Source organism: Streptomyces canus, from assembly GCF_030815415.1.
Lineage (GTDB): Bacteria > Actinomycetota > Actinomycetes > Streptomycetales > Streptomycetaceae > Streptomyces > Streptomyces canus_F.
Map to the genome: position 1 here is coordinate 130,244 of NZ_JAUSWW010000002.1, position 12,936 is coordinate 143,179.

The 12,936-nt window shown below is 70.7% G+C and carries 10 protein-coding genes; 3 read left to right on the forward strand and 7 right to left on the reverse strand.

Annotated elements, in window-relative coordinates; all coding sequences use genetic code 11:
- Positions 1 to 55: 55 nt before the first annotated feature.
- On the reverse strand, positions 56 to 1,123 hold the full coding sequence (locus QF037_RS49805) for a type III polyketide synthase (protein WP_307038202.1): 1,068 nt from the start codon (positions 1,121 to 1,123) through the stop codon (positions 56 to 58).
- A 450-nt stretch (positions 1,124 to 1,573) separates the two neighbouring features.
- Here QF037_RS49805 and QF037_RS49810 point away from each other — a divergent pair, with 450 nt between their 5' ends.
- Positions 1,574 to 2,893, forward strand: coding sequence for a multidrug effflux MFS transporter (locus tag QF037_RS49810; protein WP_307038204.1), 1,320 nt, complete (start codon positions 1,574 to 1,576; stop codon positions 2,891 to 2,893).
- 104 nt (positions 2,894 to 2,997) lie between these two features.
- On the opposite strand, the gene QF037_RS49815 is transcribed toward QF037_RS49810, so the two are convergent.
- The 6 genes from QF037_RS49815 to QF037_RS49840 form a co-directional block, all read right to left on the reverse strand.
- Positions 2,998 to 3,672 (reverse strand): DUF4097 family beta strand repeat-containing protein, encoded by a 675-nt coding sequence (locus QF037_RS49815; RefSeq protein ID WP_307038206.1) that lies wholly within the window; start codon positions 3,670 to 3,672, stop codon positions 2,998 to 3,000.
- A gap of 184 nt (positions 3,673 to 3,856) precedes the next feature.
- Positions 3,857 to 4,207: a DUF3099 domain-containing protein gene (locus tag QF037_RS49820; protein ID WP_307038208.1), complete on the reverse strand. Its 351-nt coding sequence runs from the start codon at positions 4,205 to 4,207 to the stop codon at positions 3,857 to 3,859.
- Positions 4,208 to 4,345: 138 nt separating this feature from the next.
- A complete protein-coding gene (qcrB, locus tag QF037_RS49825) occupies positions 4,346 to 6,121 on the reverse strand; it encodes a cytochrome bc1 complex cytochrome b subunit (protein WP_307038210.1) in 1,776 nt (591 codons plus the stop codon).
- A 319-nt stretch (positions 6,122 to 6,440) separates the two neighbouring features.
- Positions 6,441 to 7,967, reverse strand: coding sequence for an FAD-dependent oxidoreductase (locus QF037_RS49830; protein WP_307038212.1), 1,527 nt, complete (start codon positions 7,965 to 7,967; stop codon positions 6,441 to 6,443).
- 273 nt (positions 7,968 to 8,240) lie between these two features.
- Positions 8,241 to 9,680: a 3-carboxy-cis,cis-muconate cycloisomerase gene (pcaB, locus tag QF037_RS49835; protein WP_307038214.1), complete on the reverse strand. Its 1,440-nt coding sequence runs from the start codon at positions 9,678 to 9,680 to the stop codon at positions 8,241 to 8,243.
- On the reverse strand, positions 9,677 to 11,731 hold the full coding sequence (locus QF037_RS49840) for an FAD/NAD(P)-binding protein (RefSeq protein WP_307038216.1): 2,055 nt from the start codon (positions 11,729 to 11,731) through the stop codon (positions 9,677 to 9,679). Before QF037_RS49840 ends, pcaB begins: the two co-directional genes overlap by 4 nt.
- Positions 11,732 to 12,316: 585 nt before the next feature.
- Here QF037_RS49840 and QF037_RS49845 point away from each other — a divergent pair.
- Both QF037_RS49845 and QF037_RS49850 read left to right on the forward strand, forming a co-directional pair.
- Entirely contained in the window at positions 12,317 to 12,730 is a 414-nt protein-coding gene (locus tag QF037_RS49845; RefSeq protein WP_307038219.1) for a hypothetical protein, read from the forward strand.
- Complete coding sequence (locus QF037_RS49850) at positions 12,727 to 12,921, forward strand: hypothetical protein (protein WP_307038220.1); 195 nt, start codon at positions 12,727 to 12,729, stop codon at positions 12,919 to 12,921. Before QF037_RS49845 ends, QF037_RS49850 begins: the two co-directional genes overlap by 4 nt.
- The last annotated feature ends 15 nt before the right edge of the window (positions 12,922 to 12,936 follow it).

Sequence of the window (12,936 nt, forward strand, 5' to 3'; positions counted from 1 at the left end):
TCCTTTGTCCGCGCAGAATTTCACTTGAGCGAGGTTCCGGTGCCTTGCGTCGGGCTCAGTCGAGCTCCCCGGGCGCATCGGCGTTCCAGCGGCCCAGCGCCATCTCGGCGGTGATCCCGGGGCCGAAGCCGGCGATCATGCCGGTGGCGTCCTGGGCCGGGGTGTCCTCCTCGAACAGCCTGCGGGCCGCGTCGAAGACGACCGCGCTGGCGATGTTGCCGTACTCGGTGAGGGTCGCCCAGCTGTGGCGGAACACCGTGCGGTCGACCTCGAGGAACTTGGCGAGGTCGTCGAGGATGCGCGGACCGCCGGCGTGGACGATGTAGAAGTCGAGCTTGCCGGCGTCCCAGCTGTGGTCCTTGGCGAACTCGCGCAGCACCGGCGCGAGCGGCTCCATCGTGCCGGGCACCCGGCGGTCCAGCTGGAAGTGGAAGCCGGTGTCCTTGACCGCGTAGGAGATCCAGTCCTCGGTGTGCGGGATGAGGTAGGAGGCGTTGCGCTCCAGCTCGATGCCGACACCGCCGTTGCCGCGGACCACGGCGGCCGCGACCGCGTCGCCGAACAGGCCGTCGGACAGCAGCGAGCCGATGTCGTCCGCCTCGGGCTGGTAGCACAGCGAGCACAGCTCGCAGGAGACGATCAGGACGTTGCTGCCGGGGTGGGCCAGGCAGAAGTCGTGGGCACGGTTGACCGCCGCGCCGCCCGCCGCGCAGCCGAGCTGGGCGATGGGTATCTGGCGGGTGTCGGAGCGGAAGCCGAGCTGGTTGATCAGCCAGGCGGTCAGCGACGGCATGCTGAAGCCGGTGCACGACACGTAGATGATGGCGTCGATGTCACGGGCCGCCACGTCGGCGTTGCGCAGGGCGTCTTCGATGACCGGCGGGGTCAGCTTCCTGGACTCGGCCTCGTAGATGCGGTTGCGTTCCGTCAGGCCCGGGTGCCCGAGGGTCTGCTCGATGGGCTGGACGATATGCCGCTTCAGGACCCCGGTGTTCCGGATCAGCCGGAGCGCCAAAGGAAGCTGCGGCTTTCCCGCATGGGCTTTCGCGGCGAACTCGAGAGTCTCTTCGATGGTGATGACGTGTTCCGGCGCGCTCACCGCGGGCTTGCATAGCCTGGGCATATCTGGGCTCTACTTTCTCTAGAGTCTGCCTTCTGTACGTGACGAATCTGCGCACAGCTTCCAAAGCGGGCGCAGCACACGGGAGAAAAAACCGCGGCGCGCGGGAATTGATGTGCGGGGAATCCTGTGCCGACCTGGCACGGCCCTGGTCCCACCAGTACAGAACCGGTGGACACTGGCTCAATCCGCTGCCCTGGAAATGATTTTGGGCAGGGAAGGCGTGCAGGAATAGTGACACGGCCGAACTCCCCGCGCCAAGGCCGCCCCAAAGTCATCCGAGCCGCTCCGAGGGAAACTCCAGCAGGGCACTGACGAGTCTCGACTTCGGCAGATCAACGGCCTTGTCGCGGTATCGCCTCGCTTCAGGCGCCACTCGGGCGCTGCCGGTTCTGTAGCGGTCTGCTGCGAGCATCGGCCGTAGCCACGAAACGAACTGGACGCGGAGGGCGCATGTCTCAGCAAGCCGAGGAAGCCACCGCCAAAGGCAGGCGATTCCCGGGGGCGCGGTCCCCGGCGAAGGGCGGACGGGACACGGCCGGCCCGGACAGGTCGGTGCGCTGGACCGGGCTCCTGGTCACGTTCCTCCTCGGTGCTCTCGCCGCGGTGCCGCCGATGTCGATGGACATGTATCTGCCGGCCCTGCCGGAGGTCACGCACAGCCTGGGGGCGTCCGCCTCGACCGTCCAGCTGACGCTCACCGCGTGCCTGATCGGCATGGCGGTCGGGCAGCTCGTGGTCGGCCCGATGAGTGACCGGTGGGGCCGGCGCCGCCCGCTGCTGGCCGGGCTGATGGTCTACGTCGTGGCCGCCGCGATGTGTGCTGTGGCCCCCAACGTCGAGTCGCTGATCGCCTTCCGGGTGCTCCAGGGGCTCGCGGGGTCGGCCGGGGTCGTCATCGCCAGGGCCGTCGTACGCGATCTCTACGACGGTCTCGCCATGGCCCGGTTCTTCTCCACGCTGCTGCTGATATCCAGCGTCGCCCCGATCATCGCGCCCGTGATCGGCGGACAGGTCCTGCACTTCACCAACTGGCGGGGCATCTTCGTCGTCCTCACCGGGATCGGTATCGCGCTCACCGTGCTGGTGTGGCGCCGGCTGCCGGAGACCCTGCCGCCCGAGCGGCGCCAGCGCGGTGGGGTGCGCGGGGCGATGTGGATCATGCGCGGGCTGTTCATCGACCGGGTCTTCATCGGGTACCTGATGACGAACGGCTTCGCGTACGGGGCGCTGTTCTCGTACATCGCCGCCTCGCCGTTCGTGATCCAGGACATCTACGGGGCGTCGCCGCAGACCTTCTCCCTGCTGTTCGGCCTCAACTCGCTCGGTCTGCTGGTCACCGGCCAGATCAACGGCAAGGTCCTGGTGGGCCGGGTCCGGCTGGACAAGGTCCTCGGGTACGGGCTCGCGCTGCTCGCCGCCGGCGGGCTGGCGCTGGTGCTGGTGACGCAGGGCGTCTTCGGTGATCCGGGTACGGTCCAGATCGCGGCCTGTCTGTTCGTCATGATCTCCTCGCTGGGTCTGATTCTGCCGAACACCAACGCGCTCGCCCTGATGCGCACCCCGCATGCCGCGGGTTCGGCTTCCGCGCTGGTCGGTACGTCGTGCTTCGTGATGGGCGCGATCGCCTCCTCGCTCGTCGGGATCGCGGGCAAGGAGACGGCGGTGCCGATGGCCGTGGTCCAGCTGGGCAGCGCGCTGGCCGCGATGGTCTGCTTCCTGGGCGTGTGCCGTCCCTGGCGGAACCGGCCGATGGAGATGCCGAAGCGCTGAACCCACCGCAGGCGTCCGGGTCGTACGAACCAGGCGGCGTACTCCGACACGGTGTCGGGTGTACGCCGCCTTGTGGTGGGGCGGGGTGCGCTGGGCCGAACGGTTCAGAGGCTGCGGGCGGTGATGTCGCCGTGGGCGGTGGTGGCGTGGATGGTCAGGTCGGCGGCGCCGGCGTTGTGGAGGGTGTTGTCGATCCGGCCGTAGGAGGTGCCGGCGTCGAGGGTGGCGGAGGTACCGCGGGCGGCGCCGATGGTCACGTGGCCCTGTTCGGTGCGCAGGGTGACGGTGCCGTGTACGGCCTCGGTGATGGTCAGGTCGCCCTTCTGGGTGCGGATGTCCGCGTCCCCGGTCAGGCGGCCGACCGTGATGTCGCCGGCCTGGAGGGCGAGGCGGGCGCTCGCGGTCTCGTCGAGCTTGACCGGGCCCTGGGCGCTGTCGAGGGTGACATCGCCGAGGCGTCCGACGCCGCGCAGTTCGGCGCAGGCGGACGTCACCTCGACGCGGGAGCCGGCGGGCAGCTGGACGGTGACCTCTACGGAGCCGGAGGGACCGAAGGCCTGGTTCCTCGCCTCGGGCGCCTGGATGCGCAGGACGCCGTCGGTGCAGGTGACGGCGGTCTGTTCGGCCGCCTTGACGTCGCGGCTCCTGGAGGCGTCGGCGGGCAGGACCTCGACCGTGGTGTCGGTGCGGTCCGCGGCGATCAGCTGGATGCGGCCGGCGGGGATGTCGAGGACGGCGGTGACGGCGGTGACGGCGGCGGGGGTGGTGAACTTCTGCATCGTGCTCTCCTGTGACTCGTTGTTTCCGATGCACGAAAAGCTACGTTGCATTCATAAAACTAGCAACGAGCTCGTTGCGCACGAACACAATCATCGCAGGCCATAGCAGGGAAATTGTTGCAGTGGTCTTGGAAGTTAACGCAACGAATGCCGTCTGTTCGTTGCAATGAACTGAAAGCGAACGCTATGCCTCGCGTTCCGGCGGCAGGATCAGGGTCGGTTCGAGGACCACGCGGGTCTCGGGCTCGGCGACCGTCCGGGCCAACTCGGGCCGCGCTCCGCGCTGTTGGCGCCACCCGGCCTGGGCGACGACCACGGCGACGTACGGGATGACGACCCCGCCGACCAGGGCGCCGACCGCGACGACGGGCCAGCGGTTCCAGGTGAGGGCCATCAGGACCACGCAGGCGCTGCGCACCAGCATCGCGGCGACATAGCGGCGCTGGCGGCCGCGCAGATCCTCGCTCAACCCGGTGCGGGCCCGGGTGATGGACTCGGCCGGGGGGCCGTCCCGGCGCCATGACGTGCGGTTCATCGGGCCTCCATGGATGGTCCGGCGGGGCCGCCGGACGGGATGGACGGGCCGGCGGTGGAACGGCGGCGGCGCGGGTGATCGTCCCCTGATCACCCGCGCCGCCGTAGGGGGCCCGGTGCTGTGCGTGGAGCCGCCGGGTCAGTGCACTTCCTGGTCCGACTCCCGTCCCTCGACGGCCGCCCGGCCGCCGTTGCCCGCATGCCCGTTGGAGGACCCGTGCCCGTTGGGGGACCCGTGTCCGTTGGACGCGGCGTGCCCGTTGGACGAGGGCAGCGCGCTCGGCGCGTGGCCGAGGTGCTCCACGGCGTGCTGCATCTCCTGCGGCGTCGGGTGCGGGATCTGGTCGCCGTGCAGCCAGCGGCTGACCCGGTGACGCAGCATCTGCTTGCGGGCGTTCGGGTTCGGCACGCCGTCGTCGTCCTGCACCGCGGGGGCCGGAAGGACCGCGGGGATGTCCCGGGACAGCAGGGTGTACTCCTGCTGGCGGTCGAGGCGTGCGTGGACCTCCACGAACTCACCGTGCGGCAGCCGCTTGATCCGTCCGGTCTCACGGCCGTGCAGAAGCTTGTCGCGGTCCCGCAGCTGAAGCCCCAGACAGATCCGCTTGGTGACGAGGTACGTCACCACCGGGACGACGAAGACGCCGACCCGTACGGCATAGGTGATCGAGTTCAGGGACAGATGGAAGCGCTCGGCCAGGATGTCGTTGGCGCCGCCGAAGAACAGCACCAGGTAGAAGGAGACGAACGCGATGGCGAACGCGGTCCGCGTGGGACGCTCGCGAGGCCGGTCCAGAAGATGGTGCTCGCGTTTGTCGCCGGTGACCCAGGCTTCCAGGAACGGCCACAGGGCGACCACGGCCATCATGATGGTGGGCAGGATGACCGCCGGCAGCAGGACACCCATGTTGACGGTGTAGCCGCCGGGCAGGACGAACTCCCAGGCGGGCATGGCACGCAGGGCGCCCTCCAGGAAGCCCATGTACCAGTCCGGCTGGGAGCCTTGGGAGATCTGGTCGGAGCGATAGGGGCCGTAGGTCCACACGGGGTTGATCTGGGCGACGCCCGCCATCACCGAGAGCACGCCGAAGACGAGGAAGAAGAACCCGCCGGCCTTGGCCGTGTAGACCGGCATCAACGGATGGCCCACGACGTTGTTCTCGGTGCGCCCCGGTCCCCGGAACTGGGTGTGCTTGTGCACGACGACCAGGATCAGGTGGACGGTGACCAGGGCCAGGATGATTCCCGGGATCAGCAGGATGTGGATGCTGTAGAACCGTGGAATGACATCGGTGCCCGGATACTCGCCTCCGAACAGGAACAGCGTCAGATAGGTGCCGACCACCGGGATGGCGAGCGTGACGCCCTCGGCGATGCGCAGGCCGGTGCCGGAGAGCAGGTCGTCGGGCAGCGAGTACCCGATGAAGCCCTCCAGGGTGACCACGACCAGAAGCACGAAGCCGATCAGCCAGTTGACCTCACGCGGCCTGCGGAACGATCCGGTGAGGAAGTGCCGCAGCATGTGGATGCAGAGCGTGGCGATCATGACCAGGGCCGACCAGTGGTGCAGCTGCCGGATGAACAGACCGCCGCGCACGTCGAAGCTGATGCGCAGGGTGGACTCGTAGGCCCGGGACATCGGGATGCCCTGGAGCGGCACGTGCGACCCGTGGTAGGCGGTCTCCGACATGCTCGGGTCGAAGAACATCGTGAGCCAGATACCGGTCAGGATCAGGATGATGAAGCTGTAGAGGGCGATCTCACCGAACATGAACGTCCAGTGGTCGGGAAAGGCCTTTCGGATCAGAAATCGGAGGTTGTAGATCCCAAGTCGCCCGTCCACCCAGTCGGCTACGCGCTCGCCCTTGGGCGGTTCGGTGCGCGCACTTTGCGGCGCCCTTTCGGTCGTGCTCATACCCGCGCGCCCTCCCCTCGCCGCTCGGCCGTCACAGGCAAGGTGGCCTGCCGCGGCGCAAGCCGGCCGGTGCCCTGGAGCGGTTGAAACGCTATCCACGCGTCAGCCGACGGAACAACCGCGCTCAAGCGATACTCAAGTCTGAACTCAAGTGTTTCTTGAGTGAGTTGTGGGACGTCGTAGGACAAGTGGGCTTCGCTGGCGGTCAGTTGATCCACTCCTGTCATGACCTCGAGCGTATGTCCGGACGATTTCGGCCGCGACGGCGTATTACGCGCCACCCGGCCGAAAAGCGGCGCGGACCTGGGATCCGGCGTGCTCATGAGCGTCGCCGGTCGCCGGCCGGTTGCGCGGCCGGCCAGTGGGCCGAGGAGCCGGTGGGCCGGGGCCGGGCCGAGGAACCGGTGGAGACGCCGATGGCGGGTGCCGTCGGCGCGACGGGGCGGCGCCTTCGGGCTTCGGGGCCGTGGGTGACGCTGGGCGGTGTCATGGGGGCCGGATCGTGCCGGGTGCCCAGGGCGGCCCGCAGGGCGCGCGAGCGCAGCGCGGCGGGCGCGGCGAGACCCTGGTGCAGGTGGAGCAGGAGGGCGGCCGCGTGCGGGTCGGCGGTCGCGGCGGCCGCGAGCCGGGACGCGTACCGCCTGCCGAGCCGGGCCCTCAGCCCGGCCGGCGGGGCCGGGGTGCGGGTGCTCGACTGCCAGGCAGGAGCGATCCGGTGGGCGAGGGCCCGGCGCAGCCGGTGGCTGACGCCGACCGCGGTGCCGTGGGCGGTGAGCAGGTGGTCCAGTACCAGGGCGCACTCCACCGCGAGGGTCATCCCGTGGCCGTGGGCCGGGTCGAGGGCGGCCAGCGCGTCGCCGACGACGAGGAACTGGTCGGGCCAGCGGCGCAGCTTCTCGTAGTGGCGCAGGCGGTTCTCGGTGCGGCCGCAGGTGTAGACGGGGCCGAGCGGGGTGGCCGTCTCGATGAGGTCGCGCAGCATCGGATGGCGCAGGGACGCGGCGGCGCGCAGCAGTTCCGCGTGGTCGGAGGGTGGCGGGGTGCCGTTGCCGGTGGCGATCGTCACCGACCAGCGGCCGCCCTCGACGGGGTTGAGGACGGCCTGGCGCGGATCGCCGGGCGAGGGCATGAGGAACAGGCTCTTGAAGTCGGCGACATGTCCGACGGGCGGCGCGTACAGGGTGGTGGCGTACGACGTCCCGGAGTCGGCCACGGATTCCGCGGGCGCCGCGTAGCCGAGTTCGGCGAGCCACTCGGGGGCCTGGGAGCCACGTCCGGAGGCGTCCACCACGAAGTCGGCGCCGATGAGGCGTTCGGGGTTCCAGCCGTCGCACTCCTTGCGGTTGCGGCCGCGTGCCCAGACGCCGGTGACGGTGTCGTGGGGGCCGGGCTCCAGGGCGACGACCTCGTGGTCCTGGAGGAAGGTCACCTTGGGGTCGACGTACAGCCGTTCCCGTATCACCGCGTCGAGGAGATCACGGCCGGCGCTCAGCATCGACAGGTCCGTCGGGACGCGGGGCAGCCAGCCGGCCGGGCCGAGCAGCAGCATGTCCTCGGGGATGCGGATGTGGACCGCTCCGGCGCGCACGAGGTCCTGGCGGATGCCGGGGAACAGTTGCTCCAGGCCCTGCTGGGCGGCGGTCATGAGGCTGTGGGTGTGCCGTGCCTGCGGAACGCCGCGGCGACGGCCGGGGCCGCGGGGCAGCCAGTCGCGCTCGATCACGGTCACCCGGTCCATGAGGCCGGTCAGTGCTCGAGCCGCGGTCAGTCCCGCGAGGCTGGAGCCGATCACCACGGCGTGCCCATGGCCGCCGCTGCTCTCCACAACACGTGCGTCCAGACTCAACTCGGCCGCCTCCCCAGTGCGTTGTGCTTGCATCATGCGCCGCAAGTCGGCCCGCGGGACCGGGCTCGACACCGCCTCGAGCGGCCTTCGAGGCAGGCGCGAGGAGGACTTGAGCGAGGCGTGGAGCGGGCAGGGCGCGGACGCGCGCCGGACCAGGGAGGTTGGACAGAAGCAGGCCACACGTGGCCGGGGCAGCCGGACCTGCCGGTCGGTCCGTGGGGCGCGGCCGGTGCGTACGGCTGTCCTACGACGCCGTACGCACCGGCCCTGCCGTCAGGGCGCCGGGGCCCGCCCGAGCCCCGGCGCGGTCAGTGCCCGGTCCACCAGGGGACCGGCGACGCCCGTGTATCCGGCGGGGTCGAGGAGGGCGGTCGCCTCCTCCCGGCTCAGGACGCCCGCCAGTTGCGGGAGGTCGGCCAGTACCTCGGCGAGGGGCAGGCCGGCGCGGGAGGCGAGCAGGGAGGCCTGCGTGAGCAGTTCCTTGGCGGCCGTCTTGCCGATGCGGGGCGCCAGGACGGCCGAGACCCGCTCGGAGACGAGCTGACCGCCGGTCGCCTGGAGGTTGGCGCGCATCCGTTCCGGGCGGACGGTGAGGCCCCGGGCGAGTTCGACGGCGGTGTACGCGGCGCCGCCGGTGAGCCTCAGCGCCTCCCGCAGCGGCTGCCACTCCGCGTGCCACATCCCGGCCGACCGCTCGTCCTCGGTGGGCAGGCACTGCATCAACACGGCTGCCAGCGCAGGTACTTGGAGCGCCGCGGAGCGGATCAGGGTCGCCAGCACGGGGTTGCGCTTGTGCGGCATCGCCGAGGAGGCGCCCCGCCCGGCGACCGCGGGCTCGGCCACCTCCCCGATCTCGGTACGGGCCAGCACCAGCACATCCGCGGCGATCTTGCCGAGCGCCCCGGTGGTGTGGGCGAGCGCGGCCCCCAGGTCGGCGACGGGGGTGCGCAGTGCGTGCCAGGGCAGTACGGGCACGGCCAGCCCCGTCTCGTCGGCGAACGCGGCGCCGAGTTCGTCGAGTACGCCCGCGGGGTCCGCGCCCTCACCGGCGTACTGCAGATACCCGGCCAGGGTCCCGGCCGCGCCGCCGAGCGACACCGGGAGCCCGCCGTCGACGAGACACTCCAGGCGCTCGACGGAGTCGAGGACCAGTGCGCGCCAGCCCGCCGCCTTCAGCCCGAACGTCGTGGGCACGGCGTGCAGAGCGAGGGTGCGGCCCGCCATCGCCGTGTCCCGGTGCGTGGCCGCGAGGCCGGCCAGCGCCTCCGCGACCGCGCGCAGATCGGCGACGATCAGCCGCAGCGCCCGCTGGGCCACCAGCATCGCGCCGGTGTCGAAGACGTCCTGGCTGGTCGAGCCGCGGTGCACGTACTCGGCGGCCTCCGGACAGCGTTCGGCGACCACCGCGGTCAGCGCCTTGACCAGGCCCACGACCGGGTTCGCGGTCTCCCGCGCGGCCAGCGCCAGTTCGCGTACATCGAGCAGCTCCGCGCGGGCGGCCGCGGTGATGGCCGCGGCCGCCTGTGCGGGGACCGTGCCGCAGCGGGTCTGGGCGCGGGCCAGGCCCGCTTCCGCGTCCAGCATCGCCTGGAGCCAGGCGCTGTCGCCGACGGCCGCCTCGACGGGGGTGCCCGCCCGCACCGGGGAGAGCAGCCCGGCGTCCAGATGCGCGGACAGGGTTCCGGTCCGCGGGGACGTGTGCACGACGGTCATGCGGTCGCCCCCGCCCGCACGGTGAGCGGCTCCGCCACGGGACGGGCCAGTTCGGGCAGGGCGAGGACCGCCGCCGCGATGGCGTCGGAGTCCTCCAGGGTGACCGAGCCGACGCCGGGCCGGATACCGGCGGCGGTCACCCAGTGCACGGACTCGGTGGGCACGCCGTAGGCGAAGCGCCGCGGGTGCAGTACTCCCCTGGCGTCGATGACGTGGTAAGGCCGCTCGGACACGGCGAGGCCGCCGGTCTCGTAGTCCGCGGCGCCCGTGCCCTCCCCGTCGGGGATGCGGTACGGGTGGCACTGCCCGGTGCGCAGCAGCTGGTTCATCAGCGGGTCCGCGGTGCGCCTGAGGTCGATCTCGGGCAGGCGGGCCTCGATGAGGACCGTGGCCCGCACCCGCACGTCCGGTATCTCGCTCGACGTGCCTCTGAAGCTGGGGCCGAGCGGAGCGTCCGGGTCGGGGGTGACACGCATGCCGGGTCCGGTCACGTCGAGGACGCCGGCGTCCAGGAGCGCGGCCATCTCCTCTATACGGGAGGCCGGCGGGCCGATGGACAGATAGGCGTTGAGCGGTGTGTACCAGCCGTCGAGGTCGTCGCGGTGGGACGCGGCGGTCAGGCCGGCGTGGTCGACGGCGAGCCGCAGTTCGTTGCGCAGGTCCCGCAGGACGTCGAGGGCGGCCTTGACCGGTCCGCTGACGTTGCCCTGGCGGGCCAGGCGGACGTCGTCGTCGAGGTGGCCGCGCAGCCAGTCACGGAAGGCGGCCTGGTCGGTGAAGACGCGGTCGCCGTAGGGGCGGGCGACGCGCTTCCAGTCCCAGCGCTCGGCGGCGTCGATACCGGTCGCGTCGAGGAGCACATCCTCCTCCGCGCCCGGTTCGGCCTCCAGATAGGCCTCGACGAACTCCTCCACGACGTCGGGCAGTTCACCGCACGACTCGAGCAGCGCGGCGTAGTAGACGCTGCACACCTCCTTGGAGATGAGCGGCCACAGGTCGGCGGCGAAGTCGATGGCCCCGTGGTGGGGAGTGCGGGCGCGCAGCGCCGCGATGTACCCGGTGGTCAGCAGCCGGGGGTAGTAGCGGCCGTGGGCGCCCTTCTCGTTCTCGCCGCGCGCCTGGTAGGGCACGCCGCGCCGGGAGCCGGCGTACAGGCGCGGTTCGCGGCCCGAGGGCCGGTAGACGAGGCGGCCGTCGACGCGGGTGAAGATGCCGCCCCGGCCGTGGGTGAACAGGGCCAGGTAGTCGAAGAAGTTGAGCCCGAGCCCGCGCAGCAGCACGGTTTCGCCGGGCCGGATGCCCGACAGGTCCACGTCGGCCGGGTTGGCCGGGGCCAGATAGGTCAGACCGCTGCTCTCGGCGTACTCGGTCAACCTGCGTTCGGTGTCGGAGAGTTGGGCCGGTACATGGCCCTGTGCGAGGACGACCGCGGACAGGCCGGTCAGCCGGGTGCCGTCCTCGAGGACGATCGTCTGCTCCCCCGTCGCCCCGCCCGGGGTGTCGTCGTCGTGAAGGGCGACGGCCCGTACGGGATGGGTGCGCACCGTCACGTGCGCGGCGGCGCCCGCCACGACCCGCTGGAACGCCCACGTCAGATAGCAGCCGTACAGGGCGCGGGTGGGGTAGGAGTCGGGGCCCAGGCGGCGGGCCTCGGCGAGGACCCCGTCGTCGTAGCCGGCCTGCGGAGCGGCCTCGAGGGTGTGCGAGACCAGTGCCTTGGCCCACTCGTACAGGCTCGGCCCCTCGTCCAGCGGGCCGTCGATACGGACACTGCCGTCGGTGTAGACCGTGACCTGCGAGGACACGGTGTTCATCAGCAGATGCCGGGACTGCGTGGGGCGCCACACCCGTCCCGAGCCGGGCGGGTCCGGGTCGACGACATGCACGGTGACGGTGTCCCAGCGGGGCGACTTCCTCTCCTGTGCACAGAGCCGTTCCAGTACGGAAAGGCCCCGCGGGCCTGCGCCGACGAGGCAGACCTCCAAGTGCGCCGCCGCGTCACCGCGGGCGGACCGGGCGGATTCCCGGGCGTCCGGACAGCCGAATGGCATCGGATCGTCCAGGGCATACTGTGCGGCCGCCGTCACCGGCGGCCCTGCGGTGAGTGCGACGCTTACTGCGCGTTCGCCTCCATACGTACCGTCCACAGTGCCTCCTTCCTCCGCCACCGTCGGGGCAGGCGCTCAATCACCGCTCGGCCCTGGATGGAAATCCGCTTGAGGAATGGCGGGGGCAATGACCCGGCTTCGCCGGACCGCCGCCGAACGGGACATGGCACGCCACCTCCGGCGAGCCGCGAACGAGGCTGTATCGGGACTCCAGCACCGCTCGCTACGTTCGAGAAAAAGGCATCACAGGATCGATCCGGTCATTCGGACAGCACGGTCGCGGAGGGCGAGCCGCCTCATGAAGGAGATTCGTTGATGGTTCACCCGTGCCCCAGAAAACACACCCATGAGAGCCGCGCCGTCCCCGGATTCGTCCTTTGCGCCCCCTGTATCCGTCAGGTGGAACGCAATCTCCGTACACTCCCCGCCCTGCACCAGGAGTGTCTGCACCACGTTTCTCCGACCCACCGGCGGACCAACCCCACCCGGGTTTCGGGAAGCCGTAACCGGGACCACCTGAACATCTCGGTGCTCGACGCCAGGTACAACCTCCTCGCCACTCTCGAGTCGTGGTCGGAAATCGTGGTGGAACAGCTCGGCGTCACCGCGCCGGCCCGCTCCGTTCCGCAGCTGGCCCGGTTTCTGACCCAGCATCTGCCGTGGCTCGCGGCGCAGCCGCCGGCCGCCGACTTCGCAGGTGAGGTGGAGGGTCTGGTCGCCGAACTGCGCAGCACGATCGACCCCGACCCGCATGCGCTGCAGACGCTGATCCGGCAGTGCGTCGTGGACAACTGCGCCGGCACGATCAGCGCCTCGCCGAGGAACACCGGCGCATCGAAAAGCCGGAGCATCGCATGCTCGGCGGGGCATTCCTGGGAAATGCACGAATGGCTGACTCTGAGGCAGCTCATGGAGCAGCAGCGAAAGGGTGTCCCGGCATGACGAAACCGCCACGCCACCGGCTTGTTCCCACGAATGTGGCCGCACTCGCCGTGGGGGTGTCCGAAGCGACGATCCGCAAGTGGGTCAGCCGCGGGAAGATCACCCGCTATGGCGCGCCGAACTGCCGCTCGGAGTTCGACATCGAGGAACTCACTCAGATCGCCATGCGGCGTGGTTCCGCGACCCGGTGACGTTCGGGTATTTCC

What these genes read in the sequence shown, in the direction of transcription:
- pcaB (WP_307038214.1), bottom strand. Translation starts at nt 9,680, where the DNA reads ATGACCGTCGTGCACACGTCCCCGCGGACCGGAACCCTGTCCGCGCAT.
- QF037_RS49815 (WP_307038206.1), bottom strand. Translation starts at nt 3,672, where the DNA reads ATGCAGAAGTTCACCACCCCCGCCGCCGTCACCGCCGTCACCGCCGTC.
- QF037_RS49810 (WP_307038204.1), top strand. Translation starts at nt 1,574, where the DNA reads ATGTCTCAGCAAGCCGAGGAAGCCACCGCCAAAGGCAGGCGATTCCCG.
- QF037_RS49840 (WP_307038216.1), bottom strand. Translation starts at nt 11,731, where the DNA reads ATGCCATTCGGCTGTCCGGACGCCCGGGAATCCGCCCGGTCCGCCCGC.
- QF037_RS49820 (WP_307038208.1), bottom strand. Translation starts at nt 4,207, where the DNA reads ATGAACCGCACGTCATGGCGCCGGGACGGCCCCCCGGCCGAGTCCATC.
- QF037_RS49805 (WP_307038202.1), bottom strand. Translation starts at nt 1,123, where the DNA reads ATGCCCAGGCTATGCAAGCCCGCGGTGAGCGCGCCGGAACACGTCATC.
- QF037_RS49850 (WP_307038220.1), top strand. Translation starts at nt 12,727, where the DNA reads ATGACGAAACCGCCACGCCACCGGCTTGTTCCCACGAATGTGGCCGCA.
- qcrB (WP_307038210.1), bottom strand. Translation starts at nt 6,121, where the DNA reads ATGAGCACGACCGAAAGGGCGCCGCAAAGTGCGCGCACCGAACCGCCC.